20 protein-coding genes and 2 pseudogenes are annotated in these 25,777 nt (G+C 51.3%); 6 read left to right on the top strand and 16 right to left on the bottom strand.

The window, feature by feature from the left end; genetic code table 11:
- Positions 1 to 78 precede the first annotated feature (78 nt).
- Both HS105_00110 and HS105_00105 read right to left on the bottom strand, forming a co-directional pair.
- On the bottom strand, positions 79 to 1,131 hold the full coding sequence (locus tag HS105_00110) for a PD40 domain-containing protein (protein ID MBE7515007.1): 1,053 nt from the start codon (positions 1,129 to 1,131) through the stop codon (positions 79 to 81).
- Between the two features lie 126 nt (positions 1,132 to 1,257).
- Entirely contained in the window at positions 1,258 to 2,214 is a 957-nt protein-coding gene (locus HS105_00105) for an MBL fold metallo-hydrolase (GenBank protein MBE7515006.1), read from the bottom strand.
- Positions 2,215 to 2,563: 349 nt separating this feature from the next.
- Between HS105_00105 and HS105_00100 the strand changes: the two genes are divergently transcribed.
- The 3 genes from HS105_00100 to moaA all read left to right on the top strand — a co-directional run bounded on the left by HS105_00100 (position 2,564) and on the right by moaA (position 8,427).
- A complete protein-coding gene (locus tag HS105_00100) occupies positions 2,564 to 6,400 on the top strand; it encodes a TonB-dependent receptor (protein MBE7515005.1) in 3,837 nt (1,278 codons plus the stop codon).
- A 63-nt stretch (positions 6,401 to 6,463) separates the two neighbouring features.
- Positions 6,464 to 7,396, top strand: coding sequence for a tRNA epoxyqueuosine(34) reductase QueG (gene queG / locus HS105_00095; GenBank protein ID MBE7515004.1), 933 nt, complete (start codon positions 6,464 to 6,466; stop codon positions 7,394 to 7,396).
- A gap of 41 nt (positions 7,397 to 7,437) precedes the next feature.
- Complete coding sequence (gene moaA / locus HS105_00090; GenBank protein ID MBE7515003.1) at positions 7,438 to 8,427, top strand: GTP 3',8-cyclase MoaA; 990 nt, start codon at positions 7,438 to 7,440, stop codon at positions 8,425 to 8,427.
- 332 nt (positions 8,428 to 8,759) lie between these two features.
- Here the strand turns inward: moaA and HS105_00085 are convergent, their stop codons facing one another.
- From HS105_00085 to HS105_00065, 5 genes are all read right to left on the bottom strand, one after another.
- The gene (locus HS105_00085; GenBank protein MBE7515002.1) at positions 8,760 to 9,488 is read right to left on the bottom strand and encodes an NTP transferase domain-containing protein; all 729 of its coding nucleotides are present in this window, start codon (positions 9,486 to 9,488) and stop codon (positions 8,760 to 8,762) included.
- A 3-nt stretch (positions 9,489 to 9,491) separates the two neighbouring features.
- A complete protein-coding gene (gene asnB / locus HS105_00080) occupies positions 9,492 to 11,372 on the bottom strand; it encodes an asparagine synthase (glutamine-hydrolyzing) (protein ID MBE7515001.1) in 1,881 nt (626 codons plus the stop codon).
- Positions 11,373 to 12,731 (bottom strand): glycosyltransferase family 39 protein, encoded by a 1,359-nt coding sequence (locus tag HS105_00075; GenBank protein ID MBE7515000.1) that lies wholly within the window; start codon positions 12,729 to 12,731, stop codon positions 11,373 to 11,375.
- Positions 12,732 to 12,755: 24 nt separating this feature from the next.
- Entirely contained in the window at positions 12,756 to 13,874 is a 1,119-nt protein-coding gene (locus tag HS105_00070) for an NAD-dependent epimerase/dehydratase family protein (protein ID MBE7514999.1), read from the bottom strand.
- 848 nt (positions 13,875 to 14,722) lie between these two features.
- The gene (locus HS105_00065; protein ID MBE7514998.1) at positions 14,723 to 15,217 is read right to left on the bottom strand and encodes a DinB family protein; all 495 of its coding nucleotides are present in this window, start codon (positions 15,215 to 15,217) and stop codon (positions 14,723 to 14,725) included.
- Between the two features lie 250 nt (positions 15,218 to 15,467).
- Between HS105_00065 and HS105_00060 the strand changes: the two genes are divergently transcribed.
- Positions 15,468 to 15,791, top strand: coding sequence for a winged helix-turn-helix transcriptional regulator (locus HS105_00060; GenBank protein MBE7514997.1), 324 nt, complete (start codon positions 15,468 to 15,470; stop codon positions 15,789 to 15,791).
- Positions 15,792 to 15,811: 20 nt separating this feature from the next.
- Positions 15,812 to 16,648 (top strand): arsenite methyltransferase, encoded by an 837-nt coding sequence (locus HS105_00055; protein ID MBE7514996.1) that lies wholly within the window; start codon positions 15,812 to 15,814, stop codon positions 16,646 to 16,648.
- Positions 16,649 to 16,720: 72 nt separating this feature from the next.
- Here HS105_00055 and bla read toward each other — a convergent pair whose 3' ends face one another.
- The 4 genes and pseudogenes from bla to tnpA form a co-directional block, all read right to left on the bottom strand.
- Entirely contained in the window at positions 16,721 to 17,629 is a 909-nt protein-coding gene (gene bla, locus HS105_00050; protein MBE7514995.1) for a class A beta-lactamase, subclass A2, read from the bottom strand.
- Position 17,630: 1 nt separating this feature from the next.
- A complete protein-coding gene (locus HS105_00045; GenBank protein MBE7514994.1) occupies positions 17,631 to 19,067 on the bottom strand; it encodes a tetratricopeptide repeat protein in 1,437 nt (478 codons plus the stop codon).
- A gap of 55 nt (positions 19,068 to 19,122) precedes the next feature.
- Positions 19,123 to 19,653 (bottom strand): annotated as a pseudogene (locus HS105_00040) (phosphomethylpyrimidine synthase ThiC).
- Entirely contained in the window at positions 19,640 to 20,044 is a 405-nt protein-coding gene (tnpA, locus tag HS105_00035) for an IS200/IS605 family transposase (protein ID MBE7514993.1), read from the bottom strand. Before tnpA ends, HS105_00040 begins: the two are co-directional and overlap by 14 nt.
- A gap of 158 nt (positions 20,045 to 20,202) precedes the next feature.
- Here tnpA and HS105_00030 point away from each other — a divergent pair, with 158 nt between their 5' ends.
- On the top strand, positions 20,203 to 20,874 hold the full coding sequence (locus HS105_00030) for an IS1595 family transposase (protein ID MBE7514992.1): 672 nt from the start codon (positions 20,203 to 20,205) through the stop codon (positions 20,872 to 20,874).
- A gap of 206 nt (positions 20,875 to 21,080) precedes the next feature.
- On the opposite strand, the gene HS105_00025 is transcribed toward HS105_00030, so the two are convergent.
- The 5 genes and pseudogenes from HS105_00025 to HS105_00005 all read right to left on the bottom strand — a co-directional run.
- On the bottom strand, positions 21,081 to 21,851 hold the full coding sequence (locus tag HS105_00025; protein ID MBE7514991.1) for a glycoside hydrolase family 25 protein: 771 nt from the start codon (positions 21,849 to 21,851) through the stop codon (positions 21,081 to 21,083).
- A 90-nt stretch (positions 21,852 to 21,941) separates the two neighbouring features.
- The gene (locus tag HS105_00020; protein ID MBE7514990.1) at positions 21,942 to 23,231 is read right to left on the bottom strand and encodes a hypothetical protein; all 1,290 of its coding nucleotides are present in this window, start codon (positions 23,229 to 23,231) and stop codon (positions 21,942 to 21,944) included.
- 123 nt (positions 23,232 to 23,354) lie between these two features.
- A pseudogene (locus HS105_00015) lies at positions 23,355 to 24,457 on the bottom strand (IS3 family transposase).
- A gap of 63 nt (positions 24,458 to 24,520) precedes the next feature.
- Complete coding sequence (locus tag HS105_00010) at positions 24,521 to 25,399, bottom strand: D-alanyl-D-alanine carboxypeptidase family protein (GenBank protein MBE7514989.1); 879 nt, start codon at positions 25,397 to 25,399, stop codon at positions 24,521 to 24,523.
- A gap of 194 nt (positions 25,400 to 25,593) precedes the next feature.
- The coding region (locus HS105_00005) for a hypothetical protein (GenBank protein ID MBE7514988.1) at positions 25,594 to 25,777 on the bottom strand (184 nt) is incomplete at its 5' end.

Genomic DNA, 25,777 nt, shown 5'->3' with positions numbered 1-25,777 from the left:
GAACTTACGCATTTGAAAACCGTCCTGCGGCCTCACGCATGCTTGATCGGTGCGATGGCCGCAGGTATCAGGTATTTATCAGTTGACCCAATCGGCGATGAAAACATTGGTGTCACCTGCTTTCGCCGCATTTCGGTTCGATGCGAAAACGAACTTTTTGCCGTCGGGCGAGAACATCGGGAAACCGTCGAAAGTATCATTGAATGTGATGCGTTCGAGTCCGGTGCCGTCGATATTTACCATCGCAAGGTCGAAGTTACGCTTCCCGGGATCGGTTGCGAAGTAGTTCGTACAGAAAATGATCTTCTTGCCGTCCGGCGTAAAGAACGGTGCGAAACTTGCGAGACCGAGCTTGGTCACCTGCCGCTTGTTCGAGCCGTCCGCATTCATAACCCAAACTTCGAATACCATCGGCACGATCAGATGCTGCATCAGCAGATCTTTATCGCGTTGGATCAGCTTGGGGTCGGTCGGATGAGATCCGCGATAAACGATCATTTTGCTGTCGGGCGAGAAGAATGCGCCGCCGTCATAGCCCTGCTCGTGTGTAAGCCGCTTCAGATTCTTGCCGTTGGTGTCCATCGTATAGACCTCGAGGTCACCGTCGCGGTCCGTCGTAAAGACGATCTTCTTTCCGTCGGGGCTGACGGTCGCTTCGGCATCGTAGCCCGGCGATCTGGTCAAATTCTTGATGTTCTTGCCGTCGGGCGTTGAGGTATAAATGTCGAACTCGGGATAGACGGGCCAAACATAGCCGTATTTTCTGAAGTCAGGCTCGGGCGGGCATTCGCGGCCGCCCTCGAACGTCGATGCGTACAGCACCTTCTTGCCGTTCTTGAAAAAGTAGGCGCAGGTCGTGCGGCCTTCGCCATTGGAGACCATATGGACGTTGCTGCCGTCGATATTCATCCGATATATCTGGTCGCAGCGGCGGCCGTCGCGTTTTGACTGGAAGATCAGCTCTTTACCGTCACTAGAAAAATAGGCTTCTGCATTCTCACCGCCGAACGTGAGCTGTTTGATGTTCGCCAGGTGCTTTTCGCCCGGAAAGGCCAGTGAGCCTTGGGCCGTAACGATCTGTGCACCAAAAACGCTAAGAAAGAGAGCCAACGATATCGCAAAATATTTCATTATCAATGGTACCTATCCTTTATCACGGCCAACGGCCGAAATTTTATTCTAACCAAATGGCGGATAGAAAGATAATCTGGTACTGAAATGACAGTATAAAAATTGGCTTTTGCGGCAAAAGATGCCCTATTTTGTGTAGTATTCGACGTCGCCGGCGGACTCGATACCGATCTTGCCGAGCGAGACTGCATGGTCGAGGTGTGCGATCGCCTCGGAAATGGCAAGAAAGCGATGAACGTCCGCATCGAATGAGGCAGCGAACAGTACTTTCGCGACATCGTAAGCCGTAATGCCTTCCGCAGTTACGAGCGAGACGACTGCCTTCTGCCGCTCCTCGATCGCACGCAGGTATCGGTGAAAAAGCTCCTCAAAATCAATGACCTTTTCGCCATGCCCGCCATAGATCAGCGTTGGTGCGAATGAACGCACCCGCGCAAGGCTTACAAGATATTCGGAAAGTGACGGGAAGCGGCGGTTCGGGTCAAGCGGGTCGGGGGCGACGACAGGGTTTGGGGTAATGCGTTTCAGTACACAGTCGCCGCTGAAGATCGTCCGGTCGGCCTCACGTATGAAGGAACAAGAGCCGGGTGTGTGTCCCGGTGTATGCAGCACCTTGAGGCTGCCGCCGTCGAACTCGATCTCCATTTCGTCCGTGAGTTCGTTCATCTCGCTGTGTGCCAGCGAATCTGACAGCAGGCTGATCTCTTCGTACATGGAGCGGAGGCCCTCAAAGACATTCAGCGGTACACCGCAACGAATTAAAAGCCTCTGATGCTCGTCACTCGCAAGCCGGCCGGACAGGTGGCCGGTTTCCCACTTGTGGATAAAGACGTCAGCATTACCGGCGGCGTCGCGGACACGCTTAGTCAATCCGCAATGATCCTCATGCGAATGTGTAAGAATAATGCGGCGAATATCGCTAAAACCAAGGCCGTGGCGGCCGAGTTGATCGCTGAGTGATGCAAATGCCTCAGGCGTTTTGGGGCCGACATCGATCAGCGTTATCGGGTCTTCGCGGATAACATAAACATTCACGTCGCCAACATAGAAAGGTGTCGGTATCTTTAACGGGATGATCTTCATCTTCGGTCAGCCGGACAGTCTCGATACTAACGGCTTTGGCGTCGTCGGGCAAACGCGATGCCCGATGGTGTAAAATGACCTGCGGCCGTTGAAGCTAAGAAAATAAATGCGCGAAATAGGCGTGATTTTGCTTGCCTTAATGCCGATTTTGGGTTACAAGAGTTTAAGCAAATCTTTTCCGTTAAATAAAACTGTCGATAGGTGTTCCGAATGAGGTTTGCGGAAAGTTCCATTTACCTATTCGGAGAACTTTTATGGTTCGGGTCTTTTTCTGAGAAGCCGGATCGAGGCTCAGGCCAAAAGCAGTTGATCGAGGGAAATTCGCGTCTTACTAAGGAGAAAAATTGATATGAGAGTATTACCGTCCAGGATATTAGCGGCGGCATCGATGTTCGGCCTCTGTTTTGGGCTTGCAGTATTGCTTGCCGTGTCGGCAAATGCACAATCGCAGGTAGCCGCGGCCGACCTTTCGGGAACCGTTGTCGATCAGACCGGTGCGGTCGTGGCGGGTGCTACCGTCCGCGCCAGCAGTGTCGGCACCGGTATCGTGAAGACCGCAACGGCCGACAGCCAAGGAGCTTATCAGTTCATCGCGTTGCCTCCGGGCGAATATGAGATATCGGCTGAGGCTGCGACGTTCAAAAAGAGTGTCATTTCCGGCGTTACTCTCACCGTCGGCCAGAACGCGAACCTGACGATCAAGCTGGAGGTCGGCGAAACAAGCGCGGTCGTTAATGTTACGGCTGCTGACACGGAGCTTGTCGAAACAACAAAATCGACCGTTTCGAACACCATCGATCAGCAGAAGATAGAGAACTTGCCGATCAACGAGCGCAGTGCGACCGGCTTTGCACTTACCCTCTCGACCGTAGGCCGCGACAATGGCCGGCCGATCGGCCCTGCCCCGACATCGGGCATCAACGTCGGCGGCCAACGCGGTCGTTCGACACAGGTGAACGTGGACGGAGCCGATTTTACAGATAATTCGATCAACGCAGCACGCTCAACGATCTCAATGGAGGCGGTGCAGGAATATCAGGTTCTGACGAATTCATACAGTGCCGAGTTCGGACGCGCGACCGGCGGCGTGGTCAATGTCGTTTCGAAACGCGGCACGAATGCCTTTTCAGGCAACGTATTTGGCTTTCTCCGTGATAAGAATATACAGGCACGCAATGCGTTCTCACCGGTTGCCAAGCCTGATTTTCGCCGCACGCAATGGGGAGCAACACTCGGCGGCCCGATCAAGAAGGATAAGACGTTCTTCTTTGCCGCCTTTGAGCGCCGCTCGCGTAACGAGTCGGGCTTCTTTACCACCGACGTTGTCGGCAATTTGACATCATCGGCTACGATACCGGTGATCGCAGGCGTAAACCCTGTGGCGCGAACCTTTACTAATCTGACGTCAGCGCAGGCCGCGGCGATCAACGCACTTGTCGCTTCGGGCATCGGGGCGAACATCTGTGCGGCCCGCGCATACGCTTTCTTTGCGTCGAGCGGCGGCCAGACGGCGCTGACGGGTGCGAATCCGTTGACGACGCCGAATGACGGAAGTGTTTGCCCGGTGATCTCGCCCATTTCATCAGGTGTGATCGGCCCGCGTTTCCTTTTGTCCGGCGCGCCTGTTCCGTCCGGTACCACGAATTCAGCGGGGCAGTTCGTTGCGTTCAGGCCGCTGAATGACCTTCAGCGTGTGTTTCCGATATCGGAGCGCGCAAATTTCTTCAGCGTCCGCGGCGACCATAACTTCAACGAGAACAATCAGTTCTCGGTTCGTTTCGGTTACAATACTGACTACTTGACCGGCATACAGGTCGAATCGCAAAACCAATCGCTCGGCCAGAATGACTTTTCGCGCACCGGCATAACCGATACCAAGGATCTTGCTTTCAGTGCTTCGCTAAACTCTACCCTGAGCGCGACCCTGCTGAATGAATTCCGTTTCCAGTTCGGCCGCCGCAAGACGAGCTTCGCCTCGCAGAACGGCGATGCGGTCGCATATAACATTTCCGGTACGGCGTTCATCGGCCGCGAGCTCTTCTCGCCGGTCAGACGTTCTGAAAATCGCCTGCAGTTCGTTGATAACTTCAGCGTCATTGCTCGCGACCACACGTTCAAATTCGGCGCTGACCTCAATTCGGTCCGCATACCGAAGGCGCTGTTCGAGCTGAACTTCGCAGGCCTTTTCAATTTCGGCAACTTTGCCGCATCGAACCTCAATCCTGCGTTCGCGGGCCTGCCGGACTTTACGCCGGTTCAGAGCTACGGCCTTGGCCTTCCTTCGCTTTACCTGCAGGGCTTTGGCGACCCGTACAGCAAGATCAAGAATACGCCGCTGGCTTTCTACGCACAGGATTCGTGGAAGATCGCGCGTAACCTTACCATAAACTACGGCATCCGCTACGATGTCGAACTCACGCAGACCATCGCACCGGTCGGCTTTAAGGATCCGCTTACGGGCATTAACCTTACGGCGGATGATATGCGGGCCGCTCAGGATGTGCTGAACGTACAGCAGGGCTTCCCGGTAGATAAGAATAATTTCGCTCCGCGCTTCGGTTTTGCGTGGGATATGTTCGACAACGGCAAGACGGTCGTTCGCGGCTCGGTAGGCCTTTATTACGATCACCCGCTGCTTGCGGCGGCGTTCAACTCCGATATCGCTGATGCTGCACAGCAACAGCAAATGGTGCTGACCGCCGGCAGCCCGGTGCCTGTAAGCGGCACCGCACCGACGCTGCTTAATGCGGCTCTTGTATTCCACGGAACCGTTTGCGGTGCTCAAGGGTCGAGCGCGGCTGTTTGTGCAGCGTATGGCAATCCCGTAACTCCGGGAGTTGCGGCTTCGGCACAGTATCAATACGGCCGTCAGCGGTTCAACGACCAGACGTTCCCGGGCTTCGGCCCCGTTCTGCCGTTCACGCTGCCCGTGGCAAAGGATTTCAAGTACGCGAGGGCACGCCAGGCCAACTTCTCGATCGAGCATCAGCTTAATAAAGATATGAGCCTTACGGCTACATACATCTATGTTGATGCTAAGGGCCTGCCGCACCCGACCGATTTTAATCCGCCCGACACTGCACTGCAGATACAGAACTTCCAGCGCTTCTTCGGCGGAGCATTGCCGACCAGCACACAGCAGGCGGTAGCATTCTCGATAGCGACCACAGCACCGGGATCAGCGACCGGCGTCGGCTGCGTGGTCGTGATCCCGGGAATGGTCGCTCAGTGTCCGACAGGCCGTGTCGTAGCACCTGCGATCGCCAACTTCTTCCGTCCGAATGCACCGAACTACTTCCTTGCTCAGGCACTCTCGGGCGGATTGGTTACCAAGGCGGTGCTTGATTCACAGCTTACGGGCAGCCTGCGTACGCCGGGCACGCTTTCGCCCTTCGGTGCCGTTAACGCGCAGATCTCGACAGGTACGTCGAACTACAACGCCCTAAACCTCGAGCTTAAGCGTCGTTTTGCAAGGAACCTTACTTTCCTGGCGACCTACACGTGGTCACATGCTATCGATGATTCGTCGGATCTTCAGACACTGCTCATCGCACAGGATGTTAATAATTTCCGTGCCGAGCGTGCGAATTCGCTCTTTGACCAGCGTCATCGTTTCGTCTTCAGCGGCGTGCTGATGTCGCCTGATGCGTGGCGTAAAGGCAACGGCGTGCAGAAATTCTTTGCTGATTTCACCATTGCCCCGATCATTGAGATATCGTCCGGACGCCCGTTCAATATCATTACAAATGTTGACTCGAACAACGATCAATCGACACAGACAGACCGTCCTGACGTGAAACCTGACGGCACGCTCTGTGTGCCGAGCATACCGGCAAGCGGCCCGGGTTCTGTTCCGATCGGTGCTCCTTGTTCTCTGTTTGACATCGATCAGCAGGGCAGGCTCGTGTTCGGCTCAGGCTCGCTCGGCCGAAATATGGGCCTCACGCATCCGTACGCGTCGGTCGATCTTCGCATTTCGCGGGCGATCAAATGGGGCGAACGCTACCGTATCGACCTGATCGCTGAGGGCTTTAACCTCTTCAATCGCGTCAATGAGGCGTCGGCTTCGCCGTTCTTTACGGATGTGAACTCGGTCAACCAGCGTTCCGGCGGCCGCTACCGCAGCCGCTCGACCGCTGCATACGACTCACGGCAGTTCCAGTTCGGAGCGAAGTTCAGCTTCTGACTTGCGGCAGCCGCAACCACATGCAAGGGCCGGACGAATTACGTCACGGCCCTTCTTTACGTTATGACACTCGATGCAGCAGCCATCAGGGCATGGGCCGCCGAACTCGGCTTCGCGGATGCCGGCTTCGCACCGGCCGAACGGCTTGACGGCGAAGGCCGGCATTTTAAGGAGTGGCTGGCAAAGGGCTTTCAGGCGGACATGGCGTGGATGGAGCGTGATGTCGAGAAACGCATCGACGCGGGCCAATTCCTCGAACGAGCCCGAACTGTCATTTCGCTGATCTGCAACTACTACACCGCGTATCGGCATACGGGCGAGGCCGGCAAGATATCGCGCTATGCGTGGGGCGACGACTATCACGACATCGTAAAAGAGAATCTGCGGCTCCTTGCCGCACGCATCGCCGAGGCCGTGCCGGACGTCAATACACGTATCTGTTCGGATACTTCGGCATTTATGGACAAAGCGTGGGCCGTGCGTGCGGGGCTCGGCTGGCAAGGAAAGCACTCGAATTTGATAACGCGGGCCATCGGCTCGTGGGTTTTCATAGGCGCGATCGTTACCGACCTTGAAATAAAGAGCGACAGGCCGATCGTCGAGGATCATTGCGGCACCTGCCGCGCGTGTCTCGATGCGTGCCCGACCGGCGCGATCGTTGAGCCGTATGTTGTAGATGCCGCCAAATGCCTGTCATACGCGACCATCGAGTTGCGTGATGAGACGCTGCCAAGCGGCATTGCCGATCACATGGAAGGCTGGCTTTACGGCTGCGATATCTGCCAGGACGTTTGCCCTTGGAACCGCTTTGAGCGGCCGGCCGCCGAGGTGCGTTTCGAACCGCGGAACGGCGAAACCGCGATCGCACCCGAACGGATACTTGAAATGGATCACGAAGCGTACGTCGTGCGCTTTCGCCGCTCGGCGATAAAACGTGCAAAGCTGCCGGGACTGAAACGCAATGCCGAGGCACTTCAACGCCGCCGTACTGATTGACGTGTCTTTTATTCGCCAAATCGGTGCGATATCATTTAGACATGGCGTTGCGTGATTCATACGGCAGGACGATACGCAGTTTACGGCTGTCACTCACCGACCGCTGCAACTTCCGTTGTTTCTATTGCCTGCCGAACGGCGAACCCTCACTGGCACACAAGGACAAGATTCTAAGCATCGAGGAGTTGGCACAGGCGGCCGAGATATTCGTCTCGCTCGGTATTGAGAAGATACGTCTCACCGGCGGCGAACCGCTTCTGCGTCGCGGCATTACGTCGCTCGTGGCAAGCCTTGCGGCGCTAAAGCCTGACCTGAAGGACATTGCACTTACGACGAACGGATACGAACTGCCGCGTCATGTCGATGCCCTAAAGGCTGCGGGGCTTGACCGCATTACGATCAGCCTCGACAGCCTCGACCCGAAGCGTTTCACCGAGATCACGGGCGTTGACGCACTCGATAAGGTGCTTAATTCGATAGATGTCGCACGAGATGCCGGCTTTGAGACGATAAAGCTGAATGCCGTAGTTGTTCGAGGGCGTAATGAGGACGAAGTTGTTGATATGGCGCGTTTTGCACGCGAAAAGGGCATCAGCTTCCGCTTTATCGAATATATGCCGCTCGATTCAGGCCGGGAATGGGACCGCACGATGGTCGTGTCGGGCCGCGAGATACACGATGCGATCGATGCCGTATTCCCGCTCGAACTGACAAAGGCCCGAGGCCGAAGCACGGCGTGGAATTACCGCTTTGCGGATGGTGCCGCAGGCGAGATCGGCATCATTGCACCCGTTACCGATTCGTTTTGCGGGGCGTGTTCACGGATACGGCTGACTGCGGACGGCCAGATCAGAACCTGCCTCTTTTCGACCGTCGAACACGATCTGCGCGGCGCTATCCGCAGCGGTGCGGATCGTGAAGAAATCGCAAAATTCATACGCGGCGTCGTTCACCAAAAAGAAGAACGCCACCTGATCGACGAAGAAGAGTTCGTGCAGCCCGCACGCTCAATGAGCTTTATCGGCGGCTGACACGGAACGCTGTTCGACGATCTCCGTCACGCTGCCATAGCCGATCGTCCGCCGGTTTTGACAAATGCTGCGCTCGGGACTGAGTCCGTCAAGTTTTTAGGCAAAAAGTCTCTTATTTTTCCTTTTTTTTGTGTTTGTTCAGCAGCCGCGGCGGAGCAGAGAATGTGAGAGCTTTAACCGCAAACTTCGCGATGAACCCCTGAGCCAAAGGTACTTCTCGTCAATGTGGGAAGCCCGGGTCGTGATCGAATGCCGGCGGGCGTTCAACAACAACGAGCACTCACATTCGTTACTAGCGGCAGTCTATCCTTTTTTTGGCGGCGAGGCTGCGGTTACAGCTTGTTCGCGCCGTCTTTGGCGACGAGTTTTGATGCGAGCAGGAGGCTGTCGAATGTGCCGGCATCGGTCCACCAGCCGTCGAGCTCGTCCCATGTCATTTCGCCGCGTTCGATGTAGTGATTATTTACGTCAGTTATCTCTAGTTCGCCGCGCCCCGAAGGTTTCAGCGTTTTGATGATATCGAACACCGAAGCGTCGTAAAAATAGACGCCTATCACCGCGAAGTCCGATCTCGGCTCGCTCGGTTTTTCGTCGATCCGAACGACGCGCGACCCATCCAGTTCCGGCACGCCGAACCGCTGCGGGTCGGGCACTTTCTTTAGCAAGATCTTTGCTCCGCCGCCCTGCTCGCGATAGGCATCGGCAGCGGCGCGAATATTCTTCTCGATAATATTGTCGCCCAGCACGACGCATACAGGCCCGTTGTCGGCGAAGTGCTCGACGAGCGACAACGCATCGGCAATGCCGCCTTCACCGTCCTGATAGGTGTAATTAAGATCCTTAAGGCCAAAGTCCTTGCCGTTGCGCAGCAGCCGCAGAAAGTCGCCCGCCGAGTTGCCGCCCGTAACGATCATTATGTCCTCGATGCCGGCGTTAATGAGCGTCTTGATCGGATAGTAGATCATCGGCTCGTTAAAGACCGGCAGAAGGTGCTTGTTCGTGATGCGTGTCAGCGGGCTCAAACGCGTGCCAAGCCCGCCCGCAAGTACTACTCCTTTCATAAATTAATCCTTGTCTATAAATCTCCGGAACCACATTTCGAGCATAAGCAGCGTCCAGATCTGATGTGATGCATCCTCTTCGAAAGAGACGTGCCGATCGAGCATCCGCTTGACCTCGGCGCGCTCAAAGATGCCGCGTCCGGTAGCCTTGTCGCTCAGCAGAGTCGAATATGCCATATCCTTGAGGTCCTTGCGAAACCAACGGCCGATCGGGACGCCAAAGCCCATCTTCCGCCGGTAAACGACCTCCCTCGGGACAAAACGTGCCGCGATCTTTTTCAATAGATATTTGGTGCGGAATTTGTTGACCTTCAAATGCTCGGGCAGGCTTGCCGCAAACTCGATAAGCTTGTGATCGAGCAGCGGCGAACGCCCCTCGAGCGAATTCGCCATCGAAACAATATCGACCTTGACCAGAAGATCGTTCGGCAGATACGTCATCTGGTCGGTCAAAAGCGTCGAATCAAGAAGTCCTGCACCGCCTGCCTTTTCGTACCATTGATCTAGGAAATGCCGCGGCCTGTTAGCGGCGACCTGTTGCTTGAAATCCGCAGTGTAAAGCCGATCCTTGACCCGCTGTTTGAATACCGACATCCAATGAAAATAACGTTCGGCACGGCCAAGATTTGCCGAGACCAAGAATCGCTGCGCATCGCGGATGAGCGTTTTCTTTTCTTCGGACGACGGAAGTGCGTTCACCAGCGGCTCGAACAACAGTTTCCTGAGCGGCACGCGCCGATAAAGCTCGGCGAGCTGCATGGCCATATACCGATCGTAGCCCGCAAAGCTCTCATCGCCGCCGTCGCCGTTCAGCGCGACCGTTACATGCCGGCGCGTCTCACGCGAAACGTAATAGCTCGGCAGCGCGGATGAGTCGGCATACGGCTCGCCGTAATGATCGACCAAGAGCGGTATTACCGCCGCCGCGTCGGGCCGCACGATGAACTCATTGTACTCGGCACCGACATGCTCGGCGACACGCTTTGCGTACTTTAGCTCGCTGAAATCCTCGTCCTCAAAGCCGATCGAGAACGTCTTGACCGGCACCGAACTCTCCTCGGCCATGATCGCCACGACGGTCGAGGAATCGACGCCGCCGGAAAGGAACGCGCCAAGCGGCACGTCCGAGATCATACGCAGCTTTACGGCCTCGCGAATGATCCGTATCGTCTCATCCATCGCGTCGCGTTCGCTGATCTTTATCTTTTTTGTAAAGTCGGGCAGCCAATAGCGGTGCGTCTCGATGCGGCCGTCCTTCCAACGCATCCAATGCCCCGGCTCGAGCTTGCGTATCGACTTGAACGCCGTCTGCGGCGCCGGTATGCACATGAACGACATATAGCTGTCGATCGCGTCGTTATCGACCTCACGCGAAACCGAAGGATGCTTTAGCAACGCCCGGAACTCTGAGCCGAAGATCAGGCTGCCGTCGGGCTGATGCGAGTAAAGCAGCGGCTTCTTGCCGACGCGGTCGCGTGCGAGAAAGAGCGAGCGGTCATTTTCATCCCATATCGCGATGGCGAACATACCGCGCAGCTGCTGAAGGCTGTCGGGGCCAAGCTCGTCGTAGAGCTTTACGATCACCTCGGTGTCGGAATGCGTTTCAAAACGGTGGCCGCGTTCCTCCATCTCTTTGCGAAGCTCGCGGTAATTGTATATTTCGCCGTTAAAGACGATCCATTTTGTCTTGTCCTTGTTCGATATCGGCTGTTTGCCGCCCGCTAGGTCTATGATCGACAATCGCCGCATCGCGAGAGCAACACTGCCATTCACGTAAAAGCCGTCGTCGTCAGGCCCGCGATGGATGATGCGCTCATTCATCGCCTCGACAACTTCACGCCGCGCCGCCGCTTCCCTATTTACAAACCCGACTATCCCGCACATCTATCTTTCAATTTCTCCATGGCGCGACAGTATTTGCTGTGAGCGATATCGCCGTTCGACAAGCTTTCGATCATCGCGTTTTTCCATCTGAAGCACAACACCGACCGCTACGAAATACATCAAGAATACCTGTATCTGCGTCCGCTGGCGGTAAGCGGTGCCTACATTTCCTTGATACAGAGCATAAAGCACCGTAAGTATCAGTGAAAAGACGAATATCGGGATCGCCGCGCGAAAACGGTGCCGGATAGTATAGAGGAGGCCTATTACCACAAGCGGCAGCATTGCCCACCAGACGACCATTTCGGGAAGGGTTGCAGCCTGTCGAAAATTGGTTACCTCCCATGGAAATGGTGCTAAGAAAAGATACGCAAGCCCTACCGGTAATATTGAGATCACGCCACTAAGCGATGCGGAATTCACACCTCTAGTCTCATAACCGGAACCGGCAACACTTGCGGCGTACTTACGGCTCACTTCGATCCTTTCCAGCGACCCGAAACGCAATAGGTCAGCCGATGCGATCCGGATCAACCCGAGAGACGCCAGAGCACCAACGAGAACGCTAACGATCACGAGTCTTCGAGTTAATGCACCGCGCTTTGAGACGGTTCCGACAAAGAAGCCAACCCCGACCGCGGCTGTGACAAGATAGAATATGTAGAACCGGAGCGATAGGATCGCTACCAAGGACAAGATAAGCACTGCGACACCCCAAAAGGACAGCTTCTTTTGAAGCGTCAAAACCAGCGTCATCGCCAGCACGAGAAAGAACAGTATCGGGGCATCCTTCAGGAACTGTGCCGACCAAATAATAAAAGATGGGAAAAAGGCTATCAGAGCTGCCGCTATCCTTGACGCACGCTTATTTCCATAGATCTGCCATGTGCAATAGTACGACAGCGGCACGGTTGCCGCCCCCAGAACAGAGGACACAGCCTGCCCGATAAAAAGGTTGCTTCCTGTCAGCCAATATAGTATCGCTGAGAAATAGTTCATACCCCAGCCCGCGCCATTCAGCCTCATCGCATCGATCACCGTCGGATCGGTGCTGTTTCCCGTGCCGTTCCAAACTTTGGCGATGAGCAGACCGATATTCTCGTAGCCGCGTGCATCCGGCCCGAAAAAATCGAACAACTCAAAGTTATAAATGACCGCGGCAAGTGCAAGCCGCGCCAGCAATGCTAACAGGAAAAGGTTGATGAGGAACCTGGTGTCGAGATCGACGCGGTTTATAACGGCAATTACGCATACCGCACCCGCCGCAGCGGCAATCGCCGCAAGAGCGCCGTCCGGCATCGCCAAAAAACAATAGGCGACACCCATGGCAAAACATGCAACGGCGATAAGTCTATTCATTAATGTCTGCCGGCCGAGAACGGTTCACTTTACCAGCCCGAGCGATGCGAGTTCGGCGGTTGCGGCATCCACGCGGTCGTCAGGCCTTTGTCCGGCGACCCACTCGAGCAGTTCCGCAAGTCCGGCTTCGAGAGTAACATTCGGCTCGTAGCCGAGCAGCGTGCGTGCCTTTGCGATATCGGCGACGCAATGGCGTATGTCGCCCTCGCGGTATTTGCCGACGATCTCCGGCTCGATATCCTTGCCGAGGCCCTTTGCCAGAAGCCTTGCGATATCGGCTACCGAAGTTGCGCGGCCGGTGCCGACATTTATTGCTTCATAATCGCCGCGATCGGTTTCGAGTGCGAGCAGATTTGCCCGAACGATGTCGCTCACATGCACGAAGTCGCGTGTCTGCCCGCCGTCCTCAAATATTACCGGACGCTGGCCGTTCATCAGCCTCGAAGAAAAGATAGCACAAACTCCGGTGTATGGGTTCGACAATGCCTGCCGCGTGCCGTAAACGTTAAAGTAGCGGAACGCGACCGTCGGTATCTTGTAAGCACGCCCTACCGCCAGGCAATACTGCTCCTGATCCTGCTTTGACACCGCATAAACCGATGTCGGGAAAAGCGGTTTCGACTCGGCCGTCCCGACGGGTTCAAGCACATCGCCGCCGTCGCGCAGCTCCCAGTCATGCGATGCAAGCTGTGCATCGCCGCGAAGCTGCGGATACGCCGCCTCGCCCGTACGCGAATTGCGGTACGCACCCTCGCCGTAGATCGACATCGAAGATGCGACAATGATCTTCCTGAACTGCCCCTTCCGCTTTACTATCTCTTCGAGGAGCACCGCCGTGCCGAGGTCGTTCGCCTTTACATAACGAACGATCTCATACATCGATTGGCCGACGCCGACCTCCGCCGCCTGATGATACACGACATCAATGCCGTCCAACGCTCGCCTAACCGCCTCAGCATCGCACACGTCGCCGCGTATGAACTCAGCGTCCTTGTTCAGATGCTCCGGCACGGCGTCGCCATGCACCTGCGGTACGAGCGAATCGAATATCCGCACGCGATGCCCGCGCTCGACCAACGCATCAACAAGATGCGACCCGATAAAACCGGCCCCGCCGGTAACCAAAATATGATCTCTAGTCATGTTTGCACAGTTGAATCATACAAAAAAACAATGTCTGTAATGCATTATTCCGCATCTACCCGCGATCCTAATAACGCTTATCACGAATGCCTCCCCCAAAATGACCCGCTCTAACACCTAACCAACAAAGTCCGCGGGCTACAGCGGATCGCATATCACAGCAAACCGCAAACGCGTCGGTATTAGCGTAACATAACGAAATAGCTTGAATACCGGCTCATTGTGTGGCCGGATCATCTTAAAGCCTTCACTTTCATCGCGGTCGATAATTCTTCAAATCAATTTAGGAGCAATGGTGGCCAATGCTAGAAAACACCGAGTGCGTTACGAACCCCATCGTCGCGCCGCCATCCTCAATAGTCGCGCGACACCGCATTTAATGGCACTAAGCTGAGATAGAATACCAATTACCGCTGTGGCAGCAAAGATGCCTGCGGCGAAAATATAACTGCCCGTCAGTATGAGAGCGGCGACGCGCATCCGCCTTGTGCTGCACAGCGTCTGCAGCGTCGATCTCGGCGGGTGAGTTGTTCGAAATTTCAGCGATAGTCGTTATTTCCGGCAGACATGACAACGTAATGCCCTATGGCCATCCGGGAGTGCCAAAAGGTCCATTTTGGAGTATGTTTTTCGCCTCAAATCATACGAAGAGGCCGGATGTACCTCGGCAGGCTTCCGGGTCTTTGCGGTGTCTCTTGCGGTCGGTGTATAGGGCATCCCTGAGAACGGATATTATATCAGACAACTATTTCTTTCGTCTCTGCTGAGGTTGTCAACCCGGGCATTGGGCAGTCGGAACTCATTGACGGTACGCGGCGGTTTAAGCAGCTCCGTGCGAAGGTGTTCGTCTAAACGCCGCTCGACAGTAAAAAGACGATGAAGTCTGCGGACGGCGCGCCTGAGATGCCAAATGCACGCGTCATCGTCACGATCTGGCCGCGATGATATGCGGCGTGAGCGACGAACTGCTGCACATATTCGGCCTTTTCGAACCCGCATTTGATCCATTGATTGTCGATCTTGACCGTCTTCGTGAGATCTTCTTCGGTCGCCGAATGACAGTATTCGACGAGCAGCCGCGAATTCTCAACAAGCTCGTCGAAGATCTGCTCTGCCGTAAGATCGCCGCCCATTCGCTCAAAGCCGCCCGATCCCGTCAACACGCTCGACCAGAACGCCTGCGCTTCCAAAATGTGCTTTACCGTCGCAATGATCGTCGGAAAGCTCGACTCGAACTCACGCGTCAACACCTCGCCGGGCAACGCCGAAAGCCATTCGACATATCGCCGATTTGCCCACTCGTTGAACTCGATCTGCCTCTCTATTAGCTGTTTTAGGGTCATGATCTTCGTTGCTGTATTTCTTCCTTTGCGTCCTTCGCGTCCGATACTCCGCATCCTTCGCGGTAATTCCTTTTTAACCGCTCTAATGACAAACCGCAAAGCGCGCGGGGATATAGACACAAAGCCCGCTCATTCTGTGGTCTATTTGGTGAATTTCTTTCACCCTGTATGTTTGCAGTCTGCCGACTCGCTTCGAGAAAAATCACTTGACAGTTCTTTTATCTCTATCGTAATATCGCGATATACCGATATGGGTGCAGCAAAAACCGAACATTTTTCAAAGCGGCAGAATGACATTGCGACACTCGCAAAGGCGCTCGGCCATCCGGCTCGAGTCGCTATCGTCGAGTATCTGCTCGACGTCGATCAGTGCATCTGCGGCGATATCGTCGATCATCTGCCGCTTGCGCAGGCGACCGTCTCACAGCATTTGAAGGCTCTGAAAGAAGCCGGCGTGATACGCGGTTCGATCGAGGGAAACGCTATCTGCTACTGCCTTGACGAGCGGACGATCGCGAAGCTGCGAGGCTTTTTGGAGGGGGTCAGCAAGGCACTTAGGAAGAAATGTTGTTAGCGACAAAGGAGAATTCAGCAATGAAAAACGCACAGGAAATAAAGGACGCCGTAAAGGAGAAATACGGCGAGATCGCATTGCAGTCGAAGGACGTAAATCAAGCATCGTGCTGCGGTGCCGGCAGTTGTTCGACCGAGGTTTACAACATAATGACGGACGATTACAGCGCACTTGCAGGCTACGCTCCCGACGCCGATCTCGGCCTCGGATGCGGGCTTCCGACGCAATTTGCCGAGATCAAGAAGGGCGACACGGTGATCGACCTGGGGAGCGGTGCGGGGAATGATTGCTTCATTGCTCGGCACGAAGCGGGCGAGGATGGCCGCGTCATCGGCATCGATATGACGCCCGCGATGATCGAAAAAGCTCGTGCGAACGCTGAAAAGCTAGGCTATTCGAATGTCGAATTCCGTCTTGGCGACCTCGAGAAGATGCCTGTCTCGGACGACATGGCCGACGTCATCGTCAGCAACTGCGTTCTGAATCTCGTGCCGGACAAGCACACGGTCTTCAAGGAGATCTTTCGCGTGCTGAAACCGGGCGGGCACTTCAGCATCTCGGACATCGTTCTAGTCGGCGACCTTCCGGAAAGCCTGCGTGAAAGTGCCGAGATGTACGCGGGATGCGTCGCCGGTGCGATGCAGAAGGATGAGTATCTTGAGGCGATCTCGGCCGCAGGCTTCTCGGGAGTGACGATCCAGAAAGAACGCGCGATCGAGATACCCGACGACATTCTCGAAAAGTACCTTTCCGCCGAAGCCCTCGCCGATCTGAAAAAGGGAACCGTCGGCATCGTCAGCATCACGGTCTATGGCGAAAAGGCCCGCACCTGTTGCGTCGCCGAAGCCTGCTGTTAGGTTATTTTGAGCGGTCGGCGACGTTACGCTAAGCGAAACCGGCCGCCCTATTAAAGACCGCTGTCAGAAGAGCTACTTCGTTGCGGGCGAGAAATGATCCCATGCGGCTTTGGCGATGTCGGCAATTATCTTTTCGTTCGCATCATCGTTTTCGCGCGAATCGGTAACGAAAACGCTGATAAAAAAGTGTTCACCGTTTGGCAAAAAGACGACACCGATGTCATTGACGGCGGCGGTTATTCCGGTGGTTTTGTTCGTCCCCGACCAGCCTGTCTTGTGTGCGACGACAGTTCCGGCCGGCAACTGTCCTTTCAATCTGTTTTTGCCCGTCGAGGTCTCGCGCATTACGCGCCAAATAAAGTCGTAACTCTTTTGCGAAAGCAGACCCGTCCGGTTGAAATAGAATGCTTCTAGGGCCTTTGTGGCGGCTTTCGGGGTTGTCCAATTCTCGAACTGCCGGTCCCAATCGTTCTGCATCACTTCTTCGTTGATCTTTATCGAAACGTTCTTGAAGCCATTTTTCATAAAGAATTTTTCAACCGCCTGCGGCCCGCCGAGAAGCCTTAGCAGAACGTCGCAACCGACGTTATCGCTCTGCGAGACGGTGTATTCCAATATCTCGCCGATCGTCAGCGTTACGCCTTCGGGATACTTTTCTCTGATCGGTGAGTAAAGCCCGGGCAGAAGGTTCTCTTTCTTGATCTCGATCTTCTGATCGAGCGAGAACTTTCCCTTATCGATCTCGGACAGCATAAACACGCCGATGTGAAACTTAAAAACGCTCTGCATCGGGAAACGCTTCCCGCCGTTCAGCGAAACCCTTTCCTCTCCGTCGGGACCTACGATCGAAACCCCGACGGTCGCATTCTTCCCCGCAACGATCTGCTTGATCTGCTGTTTCAGTTCAGCCTTGGTCTGAGCGAAAATTTGCTCAGCGGCCAATAGAATGAGTATGGCAAAAATGTATAAAGCTCTTTTCATACTATTTACCGCCGAGGTTGCAGACGTTGATCACAGCGAGGCCGAGTTCTCGGACCTTTTTTTCGTCGGCAATCGAGAGGTCTTTTTTACCTTGCTCGCAGTAGATGGCCATGCGGCCCATGTAGGCGGTTGCGAGCGTCGGGTCTAGGGCGATGGCTTTGGTGTAATCGGCGAGGGCGAGGTCCTTTTTTCCGAGGTCATCGTTTACGCTTGCTCTGCCGTTGTAGGCATCGGCATTTTTCGGGTTGTGTTTGATCGCTTGTTCAAAATCGGAAAGTGCGAGTTTCAATCGTTGGATCGTTTCGGCATCCGGTGTCGATTTGTTGCGCATATCGGTCGAATATATCAGGCCGCGTTCAACCAGCGCCGCGTCAAAATTCGGTTTGTATCTAATAGCCGCACTCAGGTCTTCGAGCATTTTCGTGTGCTGAAGGCGAATTTTGTCGATCGCGTTGCCATCGGTGCTGACGCTGTAAGGAAATCTCTTGTAAGTAACTGCCCGGTTAAAATACGCCGTCGCGTAGTCGGGCTTTTCCTTGATCGCATTTGTAAAATCCGCAACCGCCATATAGCCGTCCTGCAGACGAAAATAGAGCATTCCGCGTGTGTTGAAATATTTCTCGTTGTATTTTGCGAGTCTGATCGCCTCGTCAAGATCGAGCAAAGCGTCTCTCAGCTTGCCGTTATCACGATGGACCGTTCCGCGAATGTAAAACGCATCGGGATAATCAGGAGCGATCTTGACGGCTTGGTTCAGGTCGTCGATCGCGTTCGTATCATCCAAGTAGTATTTGGCTAAACCGCGATGTGCTAGGGCAACACCGTTCGCTTTGATAGCTATCGACTTGTCGAAATCGGTGATCGATTCCTTGTAAAAAGAGAACTCAAGCAGCAGTTTACCGCGAGAGTTGTAATACGGAAACTCACTCGGTGAGATCTCGATCGCTTTGCTGAGGTCCGCTAAAGCCCTTTGAGCAATGTCGCCGGCGGTCTTTCGATCGTTGTCATCGTCTTTGGTCTTGACGGCGAGCTCGGTGAGTGCCATCCCGCGATAATGCAACATCTTGGTGTTGTTTGGCTGAGCCGCCAAAACTTTGTCCAGATCATTGACCGCAAGCTGATGTTTGCGAGTCAGGAAGTAGATCGTTCCACGCTCACTCAAAGCGTCGATGTAATTTGGGTGAATTTCGATCGCTTTCGTCAACGCCTCGATCGCATCGCTGATATCAAACGATTTCCAAAACGCCTTGCCCTGGTTGTAAAACTCAACGGCTTTCGCCGGTGGCGCCGCCGCCGGTTGGGGCTGGGGTTGCATCACCCTTGGCGTAGGTTTAGGCGTCGGCTTAGGCGAGAGCCGACCATTCTGCGCGTTGACCGCGGATACGGTTACGAAACAAGCGAAGATCGCCGCAGCCATCAATGTGTATCGTATATTCATGTCTGTTTAGTCCTTGAGAAGGCGCACGGCCAACAATGGCCCTCGTATAAAATTATCAATTATGATCGCCGCCCGCCGCCCCATCAGGCAAATTTCCTTGATAGATCTCGGAGCCGGATTCGACGAATTCGCGCGCCTTTTCGGACATACCGACGGCGAGGGCTTTTTCTTCCGAGACGCCTTCTTTGGCGGCGAAGTCGCGGACCTCTTGCGTGATCTTCATTGAGCAGAAATGCGGTCCGCACATCGAGCAGAAGTGTGCGAGTTTGGCTCCTTCGGCGGGGAGTGTTTCGTCGTGAAATTCCTTTGCTTTTTCGGGATCGAGGCCGAGGTTGAATTGATCTTCCCAACGAAACTCGAACCTCGCTTTTGACAGAGCGTTGTCGCGATATTGAGCGCCGGGATGGCCCTTTGCGAGGTCGGCAGCGTGTGCAGCGAGTTTGTATGTGATGACGCCTTCTTTCACGTCCTGTTTGTTCGGCAGGCCAAGGTGTTCCTTCGGCGTAACGTAGCAGAGCATCGCGGTTCCGAACCAGCCGATCATCGCGGCTCCGATGCCTGAAGTGATGTGGTCAAAGCCGGGAGCCAAACTCATCATCGAAACTTTTTGTCTGATGATGAGCCTCTTGATTCTTGATATATTCTCTGACATTATCAACGACATTTTCGCTCACCGACACGACAAAATAATCATCCTGCCAAGCAAATTTTTCTTTGGTCAAGCCGTTTTTGTTTATCCAAAAAGACGATTCGCCTTTTATAAGTTGCATTATTTTCTCGATTGTCTGATCTAAACCCAGAGAAATCAAACAATGACAATGCTCGACATAGCCGTTGATAAAATCAATAAAAATTCCTTTCTCTCTGGCATTTTCCCGAATATGCCGGAAAACTTTCTGCCTGATGTCATCGCTCAAAAACGGCTTTCGGTCTTTCGTTGACCAAACAAAATGTAACCAAACTTTGATGTATGACATAGATTTTGATGACCAAATAATTCTTTCAAAATATATTTTATGAATTGCCGTCTGCTTTAGCTGACGGAACTGTAATTAAAATAATAACAGGCTTTAGCCGAATATAAAATTTGGGTCATGACTAGTTAAACATCCTTTATAGTAGGATAACGCTAGTAATGACAGGTAGTTACAAGATACTAAAGCGTTCTCGAATTTCGAGAGCAAAATTTCGTCAGATATTGAAGTATTTTTCACTTGATCTGACGGCATCACAGATCACCGAATTGACGGGTTTGAACCGGAACACGGTGAACAGATATTTGAAAAAGATTCGTGAGTCGGTGGCAGCTTTCTGTGAAAGCGAATCTCCGTTTTCAGGAGTGGTCGAGCTGGACGAATCATACTTTGGTGCAAGAAGAGTTCGCGGAAAGCGAGGACGCGGAGCATACGGGAAAACGATCGTTTTCGGTATCTACAAACGAAACGGCAAAGTCTATACCGAGATTGTTCCTAACTGCTCTCGTAAAACGCTTTACGCTATTTTAGAAGGCAAGGTGAATAAGACTTCGACCGTCCATACAGACGGCTTTCGTGCCTATCATTCGCTGGTCGATCTTGGTTACAAAAAGCATTACCGCATCGACCACAGCAAGGATGTTTTCGCCCTCGGCACCAATCACATCAACGGCATCGAAAGCTTCTGGGGCTATGCGAAAGTCCGTCTCGTGAAGTTCCGCGGTATGCGAAAATCTACCTTCTACTTGCACCTAAAAGAATGTGAGTTTAGATTCAATTACAGACAACAAAATCTTTACTCAATTCTCTTAAATGTTGTCAAAGAACTATGACTTAACTAGTCATGACCCTAAAATTTTATCAATCGTCCGAATTGCTTTCGTCTGATGCTCTAAGGATTGATTTCTTTTTTTATAAATTCGGCTCAAGCCGTGCATCTTGACCTTATCAATCCGTCAACTACCATCTTTAGCACTCGCAGCTCGGACGCGAGAACCAAACGGCAACTCATACCTTTTTAATTTTCAAAGTTGAATGCTTATTGATTAGCCCAAAATTCTTTTAGTTCCGCCCGAGTTCCGTTGAATACATTGATGTCTATATCATTTGCAGTTCCAGGAACTTTGTAAGGACAATTGTTAGACTTATCTCGACAATTGATTTCGCTGGCAAATTGCCAAAGTGTCACTTTTTCCCAAATCTTTTTGCTCAATTTCGGTAATGTATTAATAAATCTTGCATACCACAAAGGACATTTAGCAAAAACACTGTTTTTGTCATATTTATTACTTATTTCCGTAAAAACTTTATGATTGACATAAACGAAAGGATATTTACCCGTTTTTTCAAATATTCTTTTGATAAACAGTTCTGAATCAGACAAACTTATATTGTTTCCGCCAATATCCTCAATGTCTAAAGCCATTGGCTGAGACTTATTTTCTCCAATTACACTAAGATAAAAATCAGCTTGCTTTATTGGGTCAGCATTCAAGCCAAGATGATATGAAGCATAAAGTAGTCCTTTCGCTTTAGCTGTTACGGCTCGTGATTTGTATTTATCATCTTTGTGTGTCAATCCTCTTGATGCTTGATGAAGAATGCCTACTACTCTTTTATCGGTAATCAATTTTTCAAAATCAACTTTATTTGGTGCGTAAGGATCAAGAATTAAAGGGTATTTGTCATTTAACCAAGGTCGATCACTAAAATTATCAGTTTGTCCAAAGATCAGGTTACAAAATAAGATTACGAAAGCAAAAATAAGCCAGTGTCTCTTAAACCTCTTTTCGAGGACAACGACTTTCATTACATTCAAAAAATTCACGTGTATTCTCCTATAATTTTATCTGCATCGTGTTTGTCAATAAAAAATACCCACGAGAAAAATCTAAAGACACTATTTCCAACCGCAATTGGATTGGGTTAAAAATTCGCTGAGATTAAGTTCAGCGTTGCCCGTAAGTTCTTTTTCAGGTTCCTTGCTTTCATAAATATAACGATTGATGAATCTGAATTTGCCGCCGCCTAAGGATTTAATAGTCAGTATATTAAGATCAATTTCAGATTCTTCGTTAGATTCTTTATATTCGGGCTGATGCTCGTAAGAAACTTGAAAATAACCTGCTCCCCATTTAATGAAGTTGTTTGATTTTGAATAACTTGAGTCTTTATTACTAACTAAATATCTTTCAACAAGTTTTCCGTTTTTATCAAATCCTTCTACAAAAAAGACATCTCCAAGATTACAGGGGAAGTTTTTCCCAACCAATTGCCTTTGTGTTTTGGCAGACTTCACAAATGCCTTCTGAATATAGCCATCAAGATCGCCCACCATATTCTCATACGTCGGGCGTCGCGATGGTAACCAAATTTGCTGCAATTCATCTTTAGTTCCATTAAAAACACTAAAACTTACGGGACTTTTAATATCCGTGATTTTGTAAGGACAAGTAGTTGTATATTGTTGCGATGTGCATTTGCCTGAGGCATCCTTTTGAATACAAACTTGACAATTTTCCTCATTAGCGAACTCCCAGAAACTGACCTTATTCCAAACTTTTTTATCTAATTTAGGTAACGAATCGCCTGTCGCTACAAACCACAAGAAACATTTTGCAAATATACTTGTATTGTCATACTTGCTATTAATTTCTTCAAAAACCTTTTTGTTCACATACAAAAACGGATATTTTCCAGTAACATCAAATACTCGTTTGATAAATTTTTCGGCATTTGACAAAGTCATGTTCGTTCTATCTGTGTTTTCGATTCTTAATCCAGTTGGCTGGGACTTATCACCGCGAACCTTTAAATAATAGTTGGCTTGTTGAATAGGTTCGCCACTTGTTCCAACATGAAACGACGCAAACCTCATCCTCCCAGCATTGATTGCAGCATGAGTTTGAAAAGACGCATATTTATGCAAATCTCTAGAAACCATAGCAGTTATTCCTGCAACCTTTTTTTCCTTAAAAATAGATTCTAGGTTGATTTGGCGGAAACTATTGGTGACATCCTTTTGACTGGAAATATCAACAATTAACGGATACTTTTCATTCAACCAGGGTCGGTCATTAAAATTGTCAGTTTGCCCTTTCGCTAAACTACATAGTATAAAAATACCAAAAACCATTCCCAACCAGCTTATCGATAATGTTTTCTTAAAAATCCCTTTCAAGTTTTTCATATATTTCTCTTTGCAATTAAAGTCTTATCCTTATTGCTTTCTTAATAAATTCCTTTTGCCATGTTTTTGAAGAATCAAGTATATTCTCTTTTCCACTGTAAACCTCCCCTGATTGTTACCAATCTAAACTGGAGTTTTCGGGTTAGGGAGAACTGGTTCGTTTGATTCGCTTGGAGGCATGCCTCCGAGCGAATCATGCGGACGGCGATGGTTGTAGAAGTCGATCCATCGGGACGTCAGTTCTCGTACTTCGTCCAAACTTTCAAAGATGTACATATCGAGAATTGCTTGTCGATATGTACGGTTAAATCGTTCGATAAAGCCGTTCTGCATCGGGCGACCGGGCTTGATGAATTCGAGTTCGACGCCGTTTTGCTCGGCCCAATCGGCGACGGCTATCGAGGTGAACTCCGGCCCGTTGTCGAATCTGATCCGCTCGGGCAGCCCTCTCGTTTCGGCGATCCGGTCGAGCACGCGTATCACTCTGCGGCTGCCAAGGTTGAGGTCGACCTCGATCGCCAGCACCTCGCGTCTGTGATCGTCGATGACGTTGAAAGTGCGGAACCTGCGTCCGTCACCCAGGGCGTCGCTCATGAAATCGGCCGACCAGCTCTTGTTCGCACCTTCCGGAACCGATAGCGGTTCGGGATGCCTCGACGGTAGCCGCCGCTTGTGCCGTCGCCGCTTGTTCAGCTTCATTCCGCAATAAACACGGTGCACACGCTTGTGATTCCACTCGCGGCCCTCAGCTCTGAGCAGATAGAAGAACTTGCCGAACCCAAGATCCGGATGCTCTCTCGCCAGTCTCGTCAATGCCTCGATCAGGGCCGTGTCGTCTCTTGCCTGCGGCTCGTACCGAAACACCCGTCTCTACAAACTCACCGCCTCGCATGCACGCCGCTCGCTAAGCTCATGCTCTGTTTTCAAATACCACGCCGCCACCCGACGCTCCGCCGTCACCAGCCTTTTTTTTCGATCAGACCCTTTAACGCTCGATTCTCTAAACTCATCTCCGCGTACATCGCTTTCAACTTCGCGTTCTCTTCCTCAAGCTCGCGCAGACGCTTGATCTCCGCCGCCGTCATCCCTCCATACTTCGACTTCCAGTTGAAATACGTCGATTCCGAGATCCCATTCTCACGACAAACATCAGCCACCTTCCGACCGCTCTCCACCGCCTTCAATATCCCCAATACCTGCCCTTCACTGAACCTGCTTCGCTTCATTCTCAGCCTCCTTTCCTTATCCTATCTCATCGGCCGAAAACTCCACTTTCCAGTGGTATCATTCTAAGGGATGCTTACATCATCACACCTCCAATTTGGATAACCTTCGTAAGTTTCAACCCTAGGAACCCAATATAATTTATTGTCTTTGCATTTAACTTGTTTTAAGCCCTTGCTTGGTAATTCTGTAACACTAAACCCTAAAAATGTGAAATGATAAGGATCATATTTTACAGTTCTATACCAGCCGTGTTTTTCTAGCGAGGATATACAATTATTTCCACAAACTCGGCAGGTTTTAGATTTCTTACATTCTTTTGAATCTGAATTCCCCGTTCCGTTATTAACATCTATTGCAAGACCTAGATGATGTTGAGAACCTCCGGGTATTGCAAATTTAAACATCATAGGTCTATTAGTTGCTTGCTCAGAGTATTTTTTGGCTATGTCGAAACTCGGATCAAGCACGGCAAGTTCCGCATCAATTGGTAAAAGACCTTCTCGATCACAATCCTCTTGATTCGTCCAATTACACATTGTTTGGCGATAATCTCGAAGTGACCAATCGTTGTTTATGCCATTAGTGCAATCTTTGGGTTTTGAATTACAATTTCTGGCAACAAACTTGGCTCCGCCTAAATCCTTAAAGACTTTCAAAAGTTCCGCTTTCGCTTTCGCTTGAAGATAAAACTTCCCAAAGATAAACTTGTCCATTTCCTTTAAGAACTTTTTTGTCAAGTCCTTAATTTCATCTTGACTGCCGAAAAGACAAGGGATTTTTTCATCATTCTTTCGGGTTTCAAAAACTGTTGATAAATAAACTGCACCGTATTCATAAAGAATTCTCCTTTCAATTTCCTTATTTGGATATTCTCTTCCCTCGTCATAACAATTAAGCCAAGCAGGTTTTTGAAAAAGTGAAGTAGTTGGTTGTTGAGCCATTATCGAAATAGTGCAAACGGCTACGCAAATTAAAATAAGAGCACTCTGACCACACAAATATAGATAGTTTATGTATGTTTTCACCGCAGTTTTTTCCTTATACTTTTATTTTGTGGATATTCTAATGAGTAACGACAAAAATTGTCAAAATATTACACATTTTTTTAAAGAAATCTGAAAAATAAAATATTTTCTCAATTTGCCTGATGTTCCTTCACCCCATCAGTCAGATTACCTTGATAAATTTCACTTCCACTTTCAACAAACTCCTTTGCCTTCTCCGCCATTCCGACTGCTAAGGCTTTTTCTTCTTCGATATTTTGCTCTTTCGCAAATTCTCTAACATCCTGCGTGATTTTCATTGAGCAGAAATGCGGG

The sequence above is a fragment of the Chloracidobacterium sp. genome (genome assembly GCA_015075585.1).
Classification (GTDB): Bacteria; Acidobacteriota; Blastocatellia; order Pyrinomonadales; family Pyrinomonadaceae; genus OLB17.
The sequence above is the reverse complement of the archived record's forward strand: the minus strand, read 5'-3'. Positions and strand labels throughout refer to the sequence as shown.

Bases quoted from the DNA above. Each gene is read 5' to 3' on its own strand.
- asnB (MBE7515001.1), bottom strand. From the start codon at position 11,372: ATGTGCGGGATAGTCGGGTTTGTAAATAGGGAAGCGGCGGCGCGGCGT.
- HS105_00055 (MBE7514996.1), top strand. From the start codon at position 15,812: ATGAAAAACGCACAGGAAATAAAGGACGCCGTAAAGGAGAAATACGGC.
- HS105_00020 (MBE7514990.1), bottom strand. From the start codon at position 23,231: ATGAAAAACTTGAAAGGGATTTTTAAGAAAACATTATCGATAAGCTGG.
- HS105_00065 (MBE7514998.1), bottom strand. From the start codon at position 15,217: ATGACCCTAAAACAGCTAATAGAGAGGCAGATCGAGTTCAACGAGTGG.
- HS105_00025 (MBE7514991.1), bottom strand. From the start codon at position 21,851: ATGAAAGTCGTTGTCCTCGAAAAGAGGTTTAAGAGACACTGGCTTATT.
- HS105_00070 (MBE7514999.1), bottom strand. From the start codon at position 13,874: ATGACTAGAGATCATATTTTGGTTACCGGCGGGGCCGGTTTTATCGGG.
- HS105_00085 (MBE7515002.1), bottom strand. From the start codon at position 9,488: ATGAAAGGAGTAGTACTTGCGGGCGGGCTTGGCACGCGTTTGAGCCCG.
- HS105_00010 (MBE7514989.1), bottom strand. From the start codon at position 25,399: ATGGCTCAACAACCAACTACTTCACTTTTTCAAAAACCTGCTTGGCTT.
- bla (MBE7514995.1), bottom strand. From the start codon at position 17,629: ATGAAAAGAGCTTTATACATTTTTGCCATACTCATTCTATTGGCCGCT.
- HS105_00060 (MBE7514997.1), top strand. From the start codon at position 15,468: ATGGGTGCAGCAAAAACCGAACATTTTTCAAAGCGGCAGAATGACATT.
- HS105_00100 (MBE7515005.1), top strand. From the start codon at position 2,564: ATGAGAGTATTACCGTCCAGGATATTAGCGGCGGCATCGATGTTCGGC.
- tnpA (MBE7514993.1), bottom strand. From the start codon at position 20,044: ATGTCATACATCAAAGTTTGGTTACATTTTGTTTGGTCAACGAAAGAC.
- HS105_00105 (MBE7515006.1), bottom strand. From the start codon at position 2,214: ATGAAGATCATCCCGTTAAAGATACCGACACCTTTCTATGTTGGCGAC.
- HS105_00075 (MBE7515000.1), bottom strand. From the start codon at position 12,731: ATGAATAGACTTATCGCCGTTGCATGTTTTGCCATGGGTGTCGCCTAT.
- queG (MBE7515004.1), top strand. From the start codon at position 6,464: ATGACACTCGATGCAGCAGCCATCAGGGCATGGGCCGCCGAACTCGGC.
- HS105_00110 (MBE7515007.1), bottom strand. From the start codon at position 1,131: ATGAAATATTTTGCGATATCGTTGGCTCTCTTTCTTAGCGTTTTTGGT.
- HS105_00045 (MBE7514994.1), bottom strand. From the start codon at position 19,067: ATGAATATACGATACACATTGATGGCTGCGGCGATCTTCGCTTGTTTC.
- HS105_00030 (MBE7514992.1), top strand. From the start codon at position 20,203: ATGACAGGTAGTTACAAGATACTAAAGCGTTCTCGAATTTCGAGAGCA.
- moaA (MBE7515003.1), top strand. From the start codon at position 7,438: ATGGCGTTGCGTGATTCATACGGCAGGACGATACGCAGTTTACGGCTG.